This is a genomic window from Tepidamorphus gemmatus, from assembly GCF_004346195.1.
GTDB classification, from domain to species: Bacteria; Pseudomonadota; Alphaproteobacteria; order Rhizobiales; family Tepidamorphaceae; genus Tepidamorphus; species Tepidamorphus gemmatus.
This window is the reverse complement of the sequence record NZ_SMAK01000001.1, coordinates 493,970-510,538: the sequence shown is the minus strand read 5'-3', so window position 1 is coordinate 510,538 and position 16,569 is coordinate 493,970. Positions and strand designations below refer to the sequence as shown.

The 16,569-nt window shown below is 67.8% G+C and carries 17 protein-coding genes; 9 read left to right on the top strand and 8 right to left on the bottom strand.

Annotated elements, in window-relative coordinates; genetic code table 11:
- Positions 1-7: 7 nt before the first annotated feature.
- From EDC22_RS02390 to EDC22_RS02360, 7 genes are all read left to right on the top strand, one after another.
- Positions 8-1,075: a hypothetical protein gene (locus EDC22_RS02390; protein WP_132804985.1), complete on the top strand. Its 1,068-nt coding sequence runs from the start codon at positions 8-10 to the stop codon at positions 1,073-1,075.
- Positions 1,076-1,725: 650 nt separating this feature from the next.
- A complete protein-coding gene (locus EDC22_RS02385; RefSeq protein WP_132804984.1) occupies positions 1,726-2,658 on the top strand; it encodes a ribose-phosphate pyrophosphokinase in 933 nt (310 codons plus the stop codon).
- A gap of 178 nt (positions 2,659-2,836) precedes the next feature.
- Positions 2,837-3,448, top strand: a complete 612-nt coding sequence (locus EDC22_RS02380; RefSeq protein WP_132804983.1) for a 50S ribosomal protein L25/general stress protein Ctc — start codon at positions 2,837-2,839, stop codon at positions 3,446-3,448.
- 77 nt (positions 3,449-3,525) lie between these two features.
- Positions 3,526-4,260 carry an aminoacyl-tRNA hydrolase gene (gene pth / locus EDC22_RS02375; RefSeq protein ID WP_132804982.1) on the top strand — a complete coding sequence of 245 codons (735 nt, stop codon included), beginning with the start codon at positions 3,526-3,528 and terminating at the stop codon, positions 4,258-4,260.
- 32 nt (positions 4,261-4,292) lie between these two features.
- On the top strand, positions 4,293-5,390 hold the full coding sequence (gene ychF, locus EDC22_RS02370) for a redox-regulated ATPase YchF (RefSeq protein ID WP_132804981.1): 1,098 nt from the start codon (positions 4,293-4,295) through the stop codon (positions 5,388-5,390).
- Positions 5,391-5,425: 35 nt separating this feature from the next.
- Positions 5,426-5,905 (top strand): MaoC family dehydratase, encoded by a 480-nt coding sequence (locus tag EDC22_RS02365; RefSeq protein ID WP_132804980.1) that lies wholly within the window; start codon positions 5,426-5,428, stop codon positions 5,903-5,905.
- Entirely contained in the window at positions 5,902-6,378 is a 477-nt protein-coding gene (locus tag EDC22_RS02360) for a MaoC family dehydratase (protein WP_132804979.1), read from the top strand. Before EDC22_RS02365 ends, EDC22_RS02360 begins: the two co-directional genes overlap by 4 nt.
- A 203-nt stretch (positions 6,379-6,581) precedes the next feature.
- On the opposite strand, the gene EDC22_RS02355 is transcribed toward EDC22_RS02360, so the two are convergent.
- The 3 genes from EDC22_RS02355 to EDC22_RS02345 all read right to left on the bottom strand — a co-directional run bounded on the left by EDC22_RS02355 (position 6,582) and on the right by EDC22_RS02345 (position 11,087).
- A complete protein-coding gene (locus EDC22_RS02355) occupies positions 6,582-9,230 on the bottom strand; it encodes a methyl-accepting chemotaxis protein (protein ID WP_165926755.1) in 2,649 nt (882 codons plus the stop codon).
- Between the two features lie 200 nt (positions 9,231-9,430).
- Positions 9,431-10,291 carry a cupin domain-containing protein gene (locus tag EDC22_RS02350; protein WP_132804977.1) on the bottom strand — a complete coding sequence of 287 codons (861 nt, stop codon included), beginning with the start codon at positions 10,289-10,291 and terminating at the stop codon, positions 9,431-9,433.
- 19 nt (positions 10,292-10,310) lie between these two features.
- Positions 10,311-11,087, bottom strand: coding sequence for an HpcH/HpaI aldolase family protein (locus EDC22_RS02345; protein ID WP_132804976.1), 777 nt, complete (start codon positions 11,085-11,087; stop codon positions 10,311-10,313).
- Between the two features lie 217 nt (positions 11,088-11,304).
- Between EDC22_RS02345 and EDC22_RS02340 the strand changes: the two genes are divergently transcribed.
- Positions 11,305-11,493, top strand: coding sequence for a hypothetical protein (locus EDC22_RS02340; RefSeq protein ID WP_165926754.1), 189 nt, complete (start codon positions 11,305-11,307; stop codon positions 11,491-11,493).
- A 48-nt stretch (positions 11,494-11,541) separates the two neighbouring features.
- Here EDC22_RS02340 and EDC22_RS02335 read toward each other — a convergent pair whose 3' ends face one another.
- The 5 genes from EDC22_RS02335 to petA form a co-directional block, all read right to left on the bottom strand.
- The gene (locus EDC22_RS02335; RefSeq protein WP_132804975.1) at positions 11,542-11,970 is read right to left on the bottom strand and encodes an FAD-dependent monooxygenase; all 429 of its coding nucleotides are present in this window, start codon (positions 11,968-11,970) and stop codon (positions 11,542-11,544) included.
- Positions 11,971-12,054: 84 nt separating this feature from the next.
- The gene (locus EDC22_RS02330) at positions 12,055-12,933 is read right to left on the bottom strand and encodes an S-methyl-5'-thioadenosine phosphorylase (protein WP_132804974.1); all 879 of its coding nucleotides are present in this window, start codon (positions 12,931-12,933) and stop codon (positions 12,055-12,057) included.
- A 223-nt stretch (positions 12,934-13,156) separates the two neighbouring features.
- A complete protein-coding gene (locus EDC22_RS02325; protein ID WP_207903669.1) occupies positions 13,157-13,969 on the bottom strand; it encodes a cytochrome c1 in 813 nt (270 codons plus the stop codon).
- 18 nt (positions 13,970-13,987) lie between these two features.
- The gene (locus EDC22_RS02320) at positions 13,988-15,268 is read right to left on the bottom strand and encodes a cytochrome b (protein WP_132804973.1); all 1,281 of its coding nucleotides are present in this window, start codon (positions 15,266-15,268) and stop codon (positions 13,988-13,990) included.
- Between the two features lie 26 nt (positions 15,269-15,294).
- A complete protein-coding gene (gene petA / locus EDC22_RS02315; RefSeq protein WP_132804972.1) occupies positions 15,295-15,855 on the bottom strand; it encodes a ubiquinol-cytochrome c reductase iron-sulfur subunit in 561 nt (186 codons plus the stop codon).
- Between the two features lie 182 nt (positions 15,856-16,037).
- Here petA and EDC22_RS02310 point away from each other — a divergent pair, with 182 nt between their 5' ends.
- On the top strand, positions 16,038-16,511 hold the full coding sequence (locus EDC22_RS02310) for a tRNA (cytidine(34)-2'-O)-methyltransferase (protein WP_132804971.1): 474 nt from the start codon (positions 16,038-16,040) through the stop codon (positions 16,509-16,511).
- The last annotated feature ends 58 nt before the right edge of the window (positions 16,512-16,569 follow it).

Below are 16,569 nucleotides of genomic sequence, written 5' to 3'. Positions count from 1 at the left end.
GCGAACGATGACGCGCTTTCTCTCGATCCCCCGGACACTGGTTGCCCTGACCCTGGCAATGCTGCTGGCAGTCCCGCTTGTCGGATGTCAGACCGATCCGGCGACGCCCCCGCCGCCGCAGTCGCAGCAGACCACCCTGCCGCCACCCGCCGCGACGCAGCCGGTGACGATCGCCTTCGAGCCGATCGTCGGACTTCCACCCTCGCGGGCGACCGTGCTCGCCACCGAACTCGGGATCGGCGCGGCGGAGATGACGCTGCCGGTGGTCGGGCGTGACAGTCCCGACGTCCGCTTCCGCATCAAGGGCTATTTCAGCGCCGCCGCCGCGGCCGGCCAGACGCGGATCAGCTATGTCTGGGACCTGTTCGATGCCGACGGCCGAAGGGTGCACCGGATCGCCGGGTCCGAGGTGATCCCCGCCACCCTGCCCGACCCGTGGCAGGCCGTGGCTGACGAGACCCTGCGGACCATTGCGCGGAACACCGCCATGGCGCTGCGCCAATGGATCGACAGCGGCACGCCGACCAGTCCGGTGACCGCCGAGCTCGATCCGCCCGACCATGACGTGGTGACGCAGTTGGATCCGGTTCAGGGCACCCGCGCCGGCCTGGTCGAGACCCAGGCCATGGCGACCGGTGGTGCCCGCCGGATCTACGATCCTTCGGCCCTCGCCGGACCCGGCCCGTCCACGGGCGCGGCTGCCGCAGCCATCCCCGCCCCGCCCCGGTTCACATATCATATCGGCGCAGTGGCAGGCGCCACCGGCGACGGATCGGTGGCGCTGGCGACGGCCCTCTCCGCACAGCTCGAAGCCGCTGGCGGCGCCCGGGTCGCAGCCGCCGCCGACGCCAACTACCTGATCGCCGGCGAGGCGACCGTGGGGCCGCCGACAGGAGGGCGCCAGATCGTCGCAATCATCTGGACGGTCGCCGATCGCACCGGCAGGACGCTCGGCAGTGTCCGCCAGGTCGCCGAGTTTGCGCAGGGCACGCTCGACCACAGCTGGGGCGCCTCGGCAGATTCCGCCGCCGCCTCCGCCGCTGCAGGCGTGCTGGCGCTGATGCCGGCAGAGTGACCGGGCGGAACGACCTGTCCGCAGCCCTCACTCGATGGCGGGTGCGGCCGTCTCCGCGCCAGCACGAAGATCGCTCCGACCGTGATCAGCACGGCGCCGGACGCGATGGTCGTGAATCTCAGCCAGGTCCGGTTGGCGATCGCGGCCTTGAGGCGGGTGTGGCGGAGCATGAGCACGTCCTGCTCGAGCGCAATGCGTGCCCGCGTCTCCAGGCTCGCGCCGTCCTCCACCTCTTGCGCGAGCAAGAGCGGCGTCTGGAGCTCCGGCGTCTCGTACACCTCCTTGATGATGTACGACACGTCGCGGTAGCGCACGAACAGGAACAAGCCTGTGAACAGGCACACGAGTCCGAGCGGAATCCAGAAGGTGGCGAGCGCGGAGATGTGGTCCGTGGCCTGCGAGGACACCGGAAGGGACGGTTCGCCGGTCATGCCATGCCCGCACTGGATGCGATCATCATGCTTACTCTATCAAAGAGTGCATAACTCCGTAATCCTTATGCCGATGCGAACAGCCATCCTCCTGTGCTCCCGCTAACCACGCCGCCGCATTCCTGTTTGCGCGTCGTTGCGCGCCTTGCTATCTAGCCGCCGCCGGGCCGCCGATGGCAACGATCTGGCCGCGGCCTCACGCATCGGTCTGGGAACTCCATGAAACTCGTCGCAGGCAATTCCAACCGCGCCCTCGCCGAGGCGATCGCCGCCTATCTCAACACACCCCTGACGAAGTGCCTGGTCCGCCGGTTCGCGGACATGGAGGTGTTCGTCGAGATCCAGGAGAATGTCCGCGGCGAGGACGTCTTCGTGATCCAGTCGACATCGTTCCCGGCCAACGACAATCTGATGGAGCTGCTGATCATCATCGATGCGCTGCGGCGGGCTTCGGCCAAGCGCATCACCGCGGTGATCCCCTATTTCGGCTACGCCCGCCAGGACCGCAAACCGGCCGCCCGCACGCCGATTTCCGCCAAGCTGGTCGCCAACCTGATCACCCGCGCCGGCGCCGACCGGGTGCTGACCCTCGACCTGCATGCCGGCCAGATCCAGGGCTTCTTCGACATCCCGACCGACAATCTCTACGCCGCACCGGTCATGGTGCGCGACATCAAGGAGCGGTTCGACCTGTCGAGACTGATGGTCGTCTCGCCTGACGTCGGAGGCGTGGTGCGCGCCCGCGGCCTCGCCAAGCGCATCGACGCGCCGCTCGCGATCGTCGACAAGCGCCGGGAACGGCCGGGCGAATCCGAGGTGATGAACATCATCGGCGAGGTCGACGGCCGGATCTGCATCCTCGTCGACGACATCGTCGATTCCGGCGGCACCTTGTGCAATGCGGCCGAGGCGCTGATCGAGCAGGGCGCAACCGAGGTTTACGGCTATCTCACCCACGGTGTCCTGTCGGGCGGGGCGGTCGCCCGCATCTCCGCCTCCAGGCTCCGCGAACTGGTCATCACCGACTCGATCCAGGCGACGGAGGCCGTCCGCGTCGCCCACAACATCCGCGTGCTGTCCATCGCGCCGCTGATCGGCGAGGCGATCAGCCGTACCGAGCGCGAGGAATCGGTGTCGAGCCTGTTCGACTGAGCGACGCACCCGTCCGCCGTCGGCTCGGACGGGCGAATCGGCGGCAGACCCCTCCGCGTTCCTTGCCTGTTGCCGCCCCCTGCCGTATAAGCCGCCTCGCGTGCCCGTCCGCACCCCTGGAGGAGACGGGCTTTTTGCGTCGGCGTCTTGAGCTGGCACGTTTTCGAGGAGACATGACATGACCGCGACCGTATCGCTGACCGCGACGGCGCGCCCGCGGGTCGGCAAGGGGGCCGCCCGTGCGGAGCGCCGCGCAGGACGCATCCCCGCCGTGATCTACGGCGGCAAGGAGCCCGCCATGCCGATTTCGCTGGAGGCGCGCGACTTGATCCACCGGGTGCATTCCATCCATTTCATGACGACGATTTTCGAGATCGACGTGGATGGCAAGAAGACGCGCGTCCTGCCGCGCGACGTGCAGCTCGATCCGGTGAAGGATTTCCCCGTCCATGTCGATTTCCTGCGCCTGACTGCGGGCGGCCGGGTCGCGGTGGCGGTGCCGGTGAACTTCCTCAACGAAGAGGATTGCCCGGGTATCCGGCGCGGCGGCGTGCTCAACGTCGTCCGGCACGAGATCGAGGTGATGGCCCCGGCCGATGCGATCCCCGACCACATCGACGCCGATCTGGCCAATCTCGATCTCGGCGACTCGCTGCACATTTCCGCGGTGAAGCTGCCGGACAACGTCACACCGACCATCACCGACCGCGATTTCACCATCGCCACCATTGCTGCGCCGGCCGGCCTGCGCAGCGAGAGCGACAGCCAGGAAGACGGCGAGGGGGCGTAGCTCCTCCCATCCGCCCGGCCGCGCCCGACGCGCGGCCGGGTGTGCTGCATGGGCGGACGATGCCGGGACGATATGCCATGCTTCTGATCGTCGGCCTCGGCAATCCCGGCCCGAAATACGCGGCCAACCGCCACAATATCGGGTTCATGGCCGTCGATGCCATTGCCGAACTGTACCGCTTCCCGGGGTGGCGGCGCCGATTCCAGGGCGAGACCAGCGAAGGAACGCTTGCCGGCTGCCGTGTCGTGCTGCTCAAGCCGATGACCTACATGAACGAATCCGGACGCTCGGTGGGCGAGGCGATGCGCTGGCTGAAGCTCACGCCCGACGACGTGATCGTCCTCTATGACGAGCTCGACCTGGCGCCCGGCAAGGTGCGGCTGAAGACCGGCGGCGGCGCCGCCGGTCACAACGGCATCCGATCGATCGCCGCGCATATCGGCCCCGACTTCCGCCGGGTCCGGCTCGGTATCGGCCATCCCGGGCGCAAGGAGGCCGTGCAGCGCCACGTCCTGTCGGATTTCGCCAAGGCCGACAGCGACTGGCTCGGCCCGCTGCTCGCTGCGGTGGCCGACAACGCGCCGCTGCTGGTCTCGCGCGATGAGGCGGGCTTCATGAACAGGGTCGCGCTGGCGATGTCTGGCAGCCAGCCCAAGGCTGCGCGCGGCGCCGGATCGCGGCAAACGGCCGCAGCCGACAGGGCCGGCGAGGCCCCTGCGCCGGCGACAGGTCCGACGTCGGCGGCGGCTGCCCCCACGCGCGACGCCCTCGCCGACGCGCTTGACCGTCTGACCGGCCGCAAGCACCTCTGAGCGCCGGCGCCGAACCCCGACGGAGATCCTGAATGGGCTTCAAATGTGGCATCGTCGGCCTGCCCAATGTAGGCAAGTCGACCCTTTTCAACGCACTCACCCAGACGGCCGCGGCGCAGGCCGAGAATTACCCGTTCTGCACGATCGAGCCGAATGTCGGTGAGGTCGCGGTGCCGGATCCGCGTCTCGAGACGCTGGCAAGGATCGCCGCCTCCGGACAGATCGTTCCGACCCGGCTGACCTTCGTCGATATCGCCGGCCTGGTGCGCGGAGCCTCCAAGGGCGAAGGCCTCGGCAACCAGTTCCTCGGCCACATCCGGGAGGTCGATGCCATCGCCTTCGTGGTCCGCTGCTTCGAGGATGGCGATGTCACCCACGTCGAAGGGCGCGTCGATCCGATCGCCGATGCCGAGACCATCGAGACCGAGCTGATGCTGGCCGACCTCGACAGCCTCGAGAAGCGCGTCGTCGGCTTGGAGAAGAAGGCCCGCGGCGGCGACAAGGACGCCAAGCTCGCACTCGATCTGGTCGGCCGCGCACTCACCCTGCTGCGCGAGGGCAAGCCGGCCCGACTCACTGCCGTCGCCGACGAGGAGCGCCGCGCCTTCGAGGCGCTCAACCTGCTCACCTCCAAGCCGGTGCTCTATGTCTGCAATGTCGATGAGGCATCCGCCGCGACAGGCAACGAGCATTCGGCCCGCGTCGCCGCGCGCGCAGCTGCCGAGGGCGCGGCCTGCGTCGTCATCTCCGCCAAGATCGAGGCGGAGATCGCGCTCCTGCCGAACGGCGAGCGGACCGAGTTCCTCGCGACGCTCGGGCTGGAGGAGCCAGGCTTGAACAGGCTGATCCGCGCGGGCTACGATCTCCTTCACCTCGTGACCTTCTTCACCGTCGGTCCCAAGGAAGCGCGCGCCTGGACAGTCCCGCGCGGGACGAAGGCGCCCCAGGCCGCTGGCGTCATCCATACCGACTTCGAGAAGGGGTTCATCCGCGCCGAGACGATTTCCTACGAAGACTACGTCCGGCTGAACGGTGAGGCCGGGGCCAGGGAAGCGGGTCGCATGCGGCTCGAGGGCAAGGACTATGTCGTGCAGGACGGCGACGTCATGCACTTCCGCTTCGCGGCCTAGCCGGAAGCCTTCGCCGACGGGGAGTACATCCGCCCATGACCGACCACCCTGCGAAGCGCCTCGCCTTCGAGGATTTCACCACCGGTGAGACGGTCGTCTTCCACACGGTCACCGTCAGCGCCGCGGATATCGTGGACTTCGCGACCGACTGGGACCCGCAGCCGATGCATCTCGATGAGGAGGCCGGCCGCGCCTCGCCGCTCGGCGGCCTGGCGGCGTCCGGCTGGCACATGATCTGCCTGATCATGCGCGGGATGTGCGACGGTTTCCTGCTCAACTCCACCTCGCAGGGCTCGCCCGGAGTTGACGAGGTCAACTGGCTGAAGCCGCTGAAGCCCGGCGACACCCTGACGATCCGCTACACCGTGCTCGACACCCGCATCTCCCGCAGCCGTCCCCATATCGGTCTCGTGCACTTCCTGTTCGAGGCCATCAACCAGCGCGGCGAGACCGTGGCGACGATCCGCAATCCGATCATGTTCGCCCGGCGCGACACCGCGGAGGCGACTCCTTGACCGATTTCGAGGATCTGGAGATCGGCCACGAGGCCGACATCGGCAGCCACACCTTCACCGCCGAAGAGATCATTGCCTTTGCCCGGCGCTGGGACCCGCAGCCCTTCCACATCGATCCCGAAGCCGCGGCACGAAGCCTGCTCGGCGGACTGTGCGCCAGCGGCTGGCACACCGCCTGCGTGTGGATGCGGCTCAATGTCGAATACGGGAAACGACTCGCGGCCGAGGCGCTGGCCGCCGGGCGACAGCCGCCGCGCTTCGGCCCCTCCCCCGGTATCTCCAACCTGAAGTGGCCCCGCCCGGTCTATGTCGGCGACACCATCAGCTATCGCTGGCGGATCAGCGGCAAGCGGCCGCTGGCGACACGGCCGCAATGGGGACTGGTCGAGCACGAGGCCCTCGGCGTCAACCAGAACGGCCAGCCGGTCCTCAGCTTCGAGGGCAAGTTCTTCATGGGCCGCCGGCTCTCCTGACACCGTCATCCCGGCCGAAGCCAAGCGGAGAGCCGGGATCGGGGCGCCTGTCCGGGCGGCCGCCCTGCCCATCCGATTGCGGATCGGCGACCGGCATCGGACGTGTCCGATGCCACCTCGTGAGGAGCGAAGTCGGTACCACCCGACGTCGAGGGCGTCGCGACGGCCATCCCGGACGACGCGGCATACCGGGCGGCCTGCGCTCAGGCTGCCCGTAGCTCGGCCAGGAAGCGGCCGACCTCCGACTTCAGCCGCGCTGCCTCCTCGGACATCTGCCGCGAAGCCTCGAGCACCTCGCCGGCGACGTCTCCGGTCTCGGAGCTGGCCTGAGCGACCGTTCCCATGTTGGAGGAGACCTGCGCGGTGCCGGCGGCGACCTCCTGAACGGAGCGGGCGATCTCGGCGGTGGCCGCGCCCTGCTCCTCCACCGCGGCCGCGATCGAGCTGGCGATGTCGCTGATCTTGGAAATGGTCTGGCCGATGCCGTCGATCGCCGAGACTGCCTCCGTGGTCGCGCGCTGCATGCCTGCGATCTGCTCGCCGATCTCCTCGGTCGCCTTTGCGGTCTGGCTGGCCAGCGTCTTGACCTCGTTGGCGACCACCGCGAAGCCACGACCCGCCTCGCCGGCGCGCGCCGCCTCGATGGTCGCATTGAGCGCGAGCAGGTTGGTCTGCGCCGCGATCGACTGGATCAGGTTGACCACCGCGCCGATCCGTTCCGAGGCTTCCGCCAGGCTGCGGACGCGCTGCGTGGTCTGTTCGGCCTCGTTCACCGCCTCGCCGGCGATACGCGTCGACTCCGCGACCTGGCGGCTGATCTCGGCGATCGAGCTGGCCAGCTCCTCGGCCGTTGATGCCACGACCTGGACGTTGCTGGCGGCCTGGTCGGATGCCCTCGCCGTCTCGCGCACCTGATCGCTGGTCCGGCTGGCGATGCCGGACATCCGGGCGGCGCTGTCCTGCATGTGGATGGCCGAGTTGCCGACATTACCGACCACGCTCTGCACGCTCGCCTCGAAGGCATCGGCGAGCTGCAGGCGGGCGATCCGGCGCTCCTCGGCCGCGCGCTGACGCTCCGCCAGCGCCCGGGCATTGGCTGCCTCGATCTCGCGGGCGTTGTCCCGGAACACCACCAGGGCCTCGGCCATCTCGGCGATCTCGTCCTTGCCACCGGCGGGGATCTGAGCCTCGAGGTCGCCTGCGGCGATTGAGCGCATGGCGGCTCCGAGAGCCAGCAGACGATTGGTGATCGCACGCGGGACATAGACCAGCGCGAAGCCGAGCGCGACCAGCGCACCGACGGCGGCCGCCACCAGCAGCCACATGCGCGCCTGGGTCAGCGCCCGCTCGGCCGCCGCCGCGCTCGCGTCGCCGGCTTCCTGGACGCTGGCCACCACCTTGGCGACGGTCATGCCGAGCTCCTCCGCCTTCTGGCGTGTCCCGGCGAGCTGAATGGCGCTGGTGGACTCCGCCTCCAGTTCCTTCATGCGGATCGACGGGATGCCGCCGGCGCCCTGCGCGTAGGTCAACAGCGCCTTCGCAGCCTTGGCGATCGCCGGCTCCTGATCGGCGATGCTGGCCAGCGTCACCTCGAGATCCGACGATTCGCGGCTGATCTCGAGGATCGAGCGCGCCAGCGCCTCGCTGGTTGGCGCGGTTGCGGCGGCAGCGAGCAGGCCGGCCAGACGGTTGCTCTTGGCGGCCAGTTCCATGAGGTTGCTGAAGCGCGGCAGCTCGACATCGATCAGGCTCCGCATGGCCCTGTCGGAACTGTTCTTCAGGTCGATTCCGACCAGCCGGATGTTGACCTGTGCCGTGCGAATGGCGGGCGTCACGATGGCCTCGATGGACTCCTCGAGCGAGCGCGCAGCCCCGACCAGGCGCTCCACTTCGCCGGCCGCTTCGATACGGGCCATCGGTCCAGCCTCGGGATCGAGAGCGAGCTTGCGGTACTCGAACACGCTCTTGTCGCCGATCGTCGAATCGAGCAGCTGCTTCGCTGCCGCGACGAGCTGCTCCATCTGCGCATCCCCGGAGAGCCTGAGGATCGACGAATGAAGTCGCGAGGTCACCGGAACGGCCTCGCGCCAGACGTCGTCGACCTGTGCCACCGAGGCAGCGTTCATCGTCTGTCCGATCGCGCGGGCGAGCTGCATCGCCCCGTCACGCACGTCGTAGAGCAGGATCAGCTTGCCAACCGATTCCTCCGCCAGCTTGCGCACGCCCTCGTCGGTCGTCTCGCCGAGGCTATCGGCCGCAAGGGTGAAGGCATCGCTGGTCGCCGCGATCAGCGGGGCAAGTTCATCGAGCAGCACCTCGTGTGCCTCGGTCATCTGGGCGACCGCCTTCTCGCGCGCGATCGCCGCATCCAGGCGCTGCCGCACGAGGCCATCCTGGGCCTCGACGTTCGACATCATCTGCCGGCTCTGGGCCTCCAGCGCACTGATCTGCTCGGGATCGACGCCATACTGCTCGAGCGCCTTGATCTGCTGGTTGAGTGTTCCAAACCGGCTCCTCAGGCTCAGGAAGGTGTTGTAACGCTCCTCCTGCGACCGCGCGCTGTCGAGCATCGGTGCGGAAGCCGCCAGCCTGGCGCTTTCGGCGGCGACATTCTGGGCGGCGGTGATCGCCGGCAGGCCACGCTTCGTTACCGCATCGAGACCCTCGCGGATCGATTCGAACTGCACCAGCGCAACGCCACACGACACGAGCCCTGCCGCCGCGACGGCCCCAAAGGCGAAGGTCAGGCGCCCGCGCAGGCCGAAACCGCTGCGCCGCGCCGACGCCGCCGGCGTGCCGGATTCAACCTCGCCGAGTCCCGGTTCCTGGTCCTCGATCGTCTCGTTCTGCATGGACATCCCCCAACGATATCAGCGCGGAGCCTCACTCCCGGACTCCGGAATCCCTCATCAGCAGTGAATCCGAGGTTAAGGCGATTCAACTTTCGCGCGTTGCCGCGATACTGCGCCGAACAACAAGATGGCGCGGCGGCCAATGGCCGCCGCGCCAGGCTGCGCAGGCAATCTGCTCGACCCGAGAAGGGCGCCGGTCGTCAGGCTCCCGCCGGCATGGGATATTCGTCCGCGTTCAGGACCACGCCCGGCCGCATCGAGAAGTCGAGGCGCGGAGGACTGAAGATGTCGATGAACACGGCCGGACCGTAATTGATCTTGCGCGAGGTGTGGATCACCCGCGCGGGAATGATGAGCGTCGACGGCGCGCCGTACTCGCCGTGATCATCGTCGCGCCATTCGGCCATGTTCGGCACCCACGGATAGCGCAGATGATGCTTGTAGGTGCCCTGAAGCAGCACCGAGGCCTGCTCGAAATCGTCGTGCCAGTGGGGGCTGAGCTTCGCGGTATCGCGCGGCTGATCGGTCGATTCGAACATGTTGACCATCAGGCTACGGCTGCGGAACAGCTTCGAGGGCATGGCTGCGCTGGCGCCGAGTTCGTAGTCGGCCAGCCGGTAGTGGCGGATCCGGTAGCCGCCGACCGGCTCCGGCCAGGGTTCGAGCGGCGCGACCTCGGGAGCGCCATCGGCATAGCGGTCGGCATTGCCCGCCCTCGCCATCAGGTCCTGCGCCTCACGCGAGAAGACCCGGGCGAGGTAGCCGGCCGTCCTCGCGGTAATGGCGCTGCGGCCGGGTGGCAGGATCGTCACCGAATCGCCTGCCGCCTCGATCGTCTCGCCACCTGCCTCGACAGTTGCCGACAGGTCCGGCGGCAGCAACAGGAAGTACTCGTCGGGATTGTCTGCCCGTTCGAGCCGCGCACCGGGTGTGACCTGCGACACCGCGACAACGAAGTTGGCACCGCGCGTCAGCCAGGTGCGACTGCCGGCCTCGCCGGTGATCTGCGGCGGCTCGGCGTAGTGCCGCGCCTGGGTTGCTTCCCGCACCGGTATCGTCATCTCGTCCTCCCGCTCCGGTTCAGGCCATCGCGGCCATGTCCTCAATCAGCTTCGCGGCGGCCTGCCGCATGAATCCCTGGTCGGAGGCGACGATGAAGGCGCTCGCGCCGAGGGCGGCGAAGGCATCGGCCTCCTCTCGCCCGGAGACCATGATGCAGACCGGCTTTGCGGCCGACCGCGCCGCAGCGAGGATGCGTTCGGCTGCGCCACGCACCTCCGGGGCCTCCATGCCCGGCGCCCCGTACGCCACCGCCAGGTCGCCACGGCCGATGAAGAAGGCATCGATCCCCTCCACCGCGGCGATCGCGTCGATCTCGTCGAGCGCTTCGCGGTCCTCGATCATCGCAATGACGACGGTCTGCGCATCCGCTGCATCGACATGCGACCACATGCCCAAGGCACCGTAGCGTCCGGCTCGGGTGGTGTTGGAGAAGCCGCGCCGGCCGCCGCGATAGCGGCATGCCGAGGCCACCTCGCGCGCCTTCGCGACCGACAGCACATGCGGTACCAGCACGCCGGTGGCACCCATGTCGAGCATCGCCAGGATATTGGCGGCCGACGGCTCCGCCACCCGGACGATGCCGGCAGTTCCCGATGCACGCGCGGCAAGCAGACCGATATCGATCGCACCGCGATCGAAGGGTCCGTGCTCCTCGTCGATCACCACGAAATCGAAGCCGAGATCGCCGAGTATCTCGATGGGCTGCGGCGCAGGTGTCTTGATGAAGGAGCCGATCAGCCGCTCGCCGGCCAGCAGTCGCGTGCGGAATTCGGTCGCGGGCGGTCGGGTCGGCACGGGCACACCCCAATGTTCTGTTGTTCGTTACAAGATATTGCCTTTCGCAACAGATAGCCGGATGCGGCCGAACTGGTCAAGTGTGCGGCGAGGTAGATTGGCGCATTGGACGAGACTGCGCGCCTTGCGCAACGGCCCGAGGTGAGGTGGCGGCAGCCTTGCACGACTCAGCTGCCCAAGCGAGGCTGTCCCGCCGCGGGGCATTCAGGGGTACGTCATGAACACCGACAATCGCGTCACCGTCACCGACATCGACATCCCATTCGGCCGGCTCATCGTCATCTTCATCATCTGGGGGCTCGCGGCCGTCCCGGCGGCGATCATCCTGGGGATCATCTTCTCGCTGATTTCGCTGCTCTTCACAGGCTTTCTCGGCGGGATCGTCGGCGTCACCGGTCACATGTAGCAGCCGGGCTGGCCGCCCCGGCGGGCCGCGCGGCACCGTCGCCGGCGTCTACGCGGCCGCCCGATCGCCGAGATGGCCATCTGGCCGCACGAGGATCGTCGTGCCGGGTTCTGCCGCCGGACCTTCGCCAAGGTGAGCGGCCAGGATCGCCTCGGTCTCGTACCGGGGAAGTCCCGGGAAGCCGCAGGGCAAGCCCATCAGAGTCTGGGGTCGCCGGACGGCAGGGGCATGTCGGCGACCTTGCGGCCGTTGACATGGATCTCCCGCCCCCCTGATCCGGATCCCGCGCGCCACCGCCTCCTCGAGGAGGCCGGGCATCTCGAACAGCTCCAGCAATCGCGGCTGCAGGTCGATCGCCTTGCAGAACGTCGAGGGCAGAGTGCGCTGCCCGATGATGCGGCAGGCGATGCGGCGTCGGTGCAGCTCCGCCGGCAGCATCAGGCCGACCGGGTCCGCACCGACGATCAGGACCGGCATGTCCTTGATGGCCCCCTCCCCGGGCTTTCGGGGCAGGATACCCGCTTCGCCGTCCGCCGGTACGTTGCGCTGGGGCGAGCGAACTCAGGAGCGGCCGAGCACCCGGCCGGCCACCGCGTCGAGCTTGACCAGCAGATCGGGATCGCGCGCCGCCGGCGCTGTGACGATCGCCGTCTCCAGCGCCCGGTCCGACCCGATCGGACAGGGCGGGTGCTCGCGCGGGAAATCCCGCGCCAGCCGCTCCACCAGCCGGCGTGCCTTGTCGGCGTTGTCGGCGACGATGCGCAGGATCGAGGGCACGTCGACGTCGCCGTGGTCGGGATGCCAGCAGTCGTAGTCGGTAACCATCGCCACGACGCAGTAGCACAGCTCGGCCTCGCGCGCGAGCTTCGCCTCCGGCATGTTGGTCATGCCGACGACGTCGCATCCCCACGACCGGTAGAGCAGGGATTCCGCCCGCGTCGAGAATTGCGGCCCCTCCATGGCGAGATAGGTGCCGCCCCGGATGACCGGAATCGACTCAGCGCGAGCCGCCGCCTCCACCAGGTCGGCGAGGCCGGGACTGACCGGATCGGCGAACGCCACATGGGCGACGCAGCCTGGCCCGAAGAAGCTCTTCTCGCGCGCGAAGGTCCGGTCGATGAACTGGTCGACCAGCACGAAGGTGCCCGGACTGAGCGCCTCGCGGAACGAGCCGACCGCCGACAGGGACACCACGTCGGTGACCCCCACGCGCTTCAGCGCGTCGATATTGGCGCGATAGTTGATTGCGCCGGGCGGCAGACGATGGCCGCGGCCGTGCCGTGGCAGGAAGACGAGCTCGAGCCCGTCCAGTTCACCGAAATGCAGCTGGTCGGAAGGTTCGCCCCAGGGTGTCGGCACATGCTCCCAACGCGCCCCCTTCAGTCCCGGCAGGTCGTAGACGCCCGAGCCACCGATGATGCCCAGTCGCGATCGCGCCATGCTCGCCCCCCCTTCTTGCGCAAGCCTAGTTAGCCTGACGGCAACGGCCGGTACAGCCTGCTCGGCGGACGCCGCTCGGGCGATCCAGGCGAATCCGGCCCGGTGATGGCGTCGGCCGGCACGACCGTCAGTGGCCGCATGACGCGACCTGCCTGTCCCTCTGCCCCTACCAAATGCGAAGGGGCCCCGCAGGGCCCCTTCCGGTCCGACAGACGGACCCCGCTCAGTGTTCGACCGCCCGCCACAGCTTCTGCTTGGTGAAGTACAGCAGCACGCCGAACACGATGAGGAAGATCATGACCTGGAAGCCGATCCGCTTGCGGTCCTCCATCTTCGGCTCGGCCGTCCACATCAGGAACGCCGCGACATCCTTGGCGTACTGCTCTGCCGTCATCGGAGTACCGTCGGTATATTCGATCACCTCGTCCGACAGCGGCGGCGGCATCGCGATCTGGCCACCCGGGAAGTAGGGATTGTAGTAGCTGCCTGCCCGAACCTCGACATTCGGCGGTGGATCCTGATAGCCGGTGAGCACCGAGTAGATGTGCTCCGGCCCTCCCGGCCGCGCCTTCGCGATCACCGACAGATCGGGCGGATAGGCACCATTGTTGGCGGCACGCGCCGCCGCCTCGTTCGGGAACGGTGGCGGAATGCGGTCGGCCGGCCGGCCGGGCCGCTCGAACATGTCGCCGAAATCATCCGGGCCGTCGATGACCTGGCGCGGGAACTCCGCGGCAAGCACGCGTACCTGCGCCGGCGTGAAGCCGGGCCCACCGCGTTCGCTCAGATTGCGGAACGCCACATGGTTCATCGAATGACAGCTTGAGCATGACTCGACGAACACCTTGTAGCCGCGCTGCAGCTGTGCCCGATCGAACAGTCCGAACGGCCCGTGGAAGCTGAAGTCGACCGACTTCGGCGGCAACGCGTCGCCGGCCGACCAGGCCGGCTGTGCGACGGCCGACAGGGCGACAGCCACGAGTGCCGCAGCGGTGGTCCGGATCAGCCCGGCCTTCATCACGAAAGAAGGATACATCGTCGACGCCCTCGAGCCTCAGCCTTGTCTTTCCGGTGCCGCGGCGGCCCCTGTGGCCACAGCCGATCCGGCTCCGCCACCCTTCGCCAGAACCGATTCCGAGATGGATGGCGGCAGCGGCTTGGTCTTCTCGAAAATTCCCAGCAACGGCAGGATCACGAGGAAGTGCACGAAGTAGTATGTGGTCAGGATGCGAGCGGCGATCACATAGCCGCCTTCCGCCGGCATGGCACCGAGATAGCCGAGCCCGATGCACACCAGCACGAGGATCCAGAAGAACTGCCGGTACAGCGGGCGGAACGTCGCCGACCGGATCTTCGAGGTGTCGAGCCACGGCAGCAGGAACAGCACGCCGATCGAGGCGAACATCGCCAGGACGCCGCCGAGCTTGTCGGGGATCGCGCGCAGGATCGCGTAGAACGGCAGGAAGTACCATTCCGGCACGATGTGCGCCGGCGTCACCAGCGGATTCGCCGGGATGTAGTTGTCCGGATGGCCGAGGAAATTCGGCATGTAGAACACGAAGGCCGCGTAGAAGACCAGGAACACGACAATCGCAAACAGGTCCTTCACCGTGTAGTACGGATGGAAGGGCACGGTGTCCTTCTTCGACTTCACGTCGACGCCGGTCGGGTTGTTGTTGCCGGGAACATGCAGCGCCCAGATATGCAGGAACACCACGGCAGCGAGCACGAAGGGCAGCAGGTAGTGCAGCGAGAAGAACCGGTTCAGGGTCGGGTTTCCGACCGCGAAGCCGCCCCACAGCCACTCGACGATGCTCGTCCCGACCAGCGGGATGGCGCTGAACAGGTTGGTGATGACGGTGGCGCCCCAGAAGCTCATCTGCCCCCATGGCAGGACATAGCCCATGAAGGCCGTGGCCATCATCAGCAGCAGGATGACCACGCCGATCATCCAGATCAATTCGCGTGGCGCCTTGTAGGAGCCGTAGTACAGGCCGCGGAAGATGTGGATGTACACCGCGATGAAGAAGAATGACGCACCATTGGCGTGCATGTATCGGATCAGCCAGCCGTAGTTCACGTCGCGCATGATGTGCTCGACACTGGCGAAGGCCAGATCGACATGCGGCGTGTAGTGCATCGCGAGCACAATGCCGGTCACGATCTGGATGGCAAGGAACAGCGTCAGGATCCCGCCGAACGTCCAGAAATAGTTCAGATTCTTGGGCGTCGGGAAATCCAGCGCATTGCTCCGCATCGCGCTGATGATCGGCAGGCGGGAGTCGATCCACCGCACCACCGGGTTCTTGTAGTGATAGGTCGAGTGTCCGCTCATGACGATTCTTCCAGCCCCCGGTCCGCCTAGCCTATCCTGACGAGCGTGTCCGAAACGAACTCGTAGACCGGGATCTCGAGATTACGCGGAGCAGGGCCGCGTCGGATGCGTCCGGCAGTATCGTAATGCGATCCGTGGCACGGGCAGAACCAGCCGTCGTAGTCGCCCTGCTCGCCGAGCGGCACGCAGCCCAGATGCGTGCAGACCCCGACCTGCACCAGCCACTCCTCGCGCGGCGCCCGGTTCTCGTCGGTGGCCGGCGCATCGGCGGGCAGTGCATCATTGCGCGCAAACGGATCAGGAAGCGAATCGACCGGAACCGCGCGGGCCTCCGCGATCTCGGCCTCGGTGCGATGACGGATGAAGACCGGCTTGCCGCGCCACATCACCGTAATGCCCTGGCCGACCTCGATCGAGCTGATATCGACCTCGATCGAGGCGAGTGCCTGCACGCTGGCATCGGGATTCATCTGGTCGATGAAGGGCCACAGGGTGGCGGCGACACCGACTGCGCCGACCGCGCCGGTGGCGATGTAGAGAAAGTCACGACGCGTCGGCTCTTCGGCGTGCGGATGCGTGTGGGCCACGTCCAAATCCCCGGATATAGGAATGACGCGTTCCGCCCTGCCGCCCCGCGGGGGCCGGGTACGGACGCACCCGCCGCCTTGGCGGGCGCGCTCCTTTTTGCACTCTTGATCCGCCTTGTCCAGCGCAGCAGAGCTATCCGGGGCCAATTGTCGCGAATCATTCCAGACTGCGAGCTTTGTCGTTGATCCGCTTGGCGCTCTACCAGCCGGACATCCCCCAGAACACCGGCACCATCCTGCGACTCGGCGCCTGTCTCGGCGTCGCAGTGGACATCATCGAGCCGGCCGGATTCGCCTTCTCCGAGGCGCGGTTCCGGCGCGCCGGCATGGACTATGTGGCTCTCGCCTCGTTCGAGCGGCACATTTCCTTCGAGGCGTTCGAGACGGCCCGCAAGGCGGCCGGTCGTCGTCTGGTGTTGCTGTCGACGAGGGCCGAGACGCCGTATCCGGACTTCGCCTTCTCGCCGTTCGACACGCTGGTGCTCGGCCGGGAGAGTTGCGGCGTCCCCGAAGCGGTCCATGCTGCCGCCGACGCTCGCGTCATCATCCCGATGCGGCCGGGGCTGCGATCGCTCAACGTCGCCGTCGCCGCCGCCATGGTGCTCGGCGAGGCGCTGCGCCAGACCGGCGGCTTCCCCGCGGCTGCGCCGACGTGACGGTTGCCCTGTCGCTGCCGATTCCGTTAGCTGGGGCGAACAGCTGGGGCGACGGGGG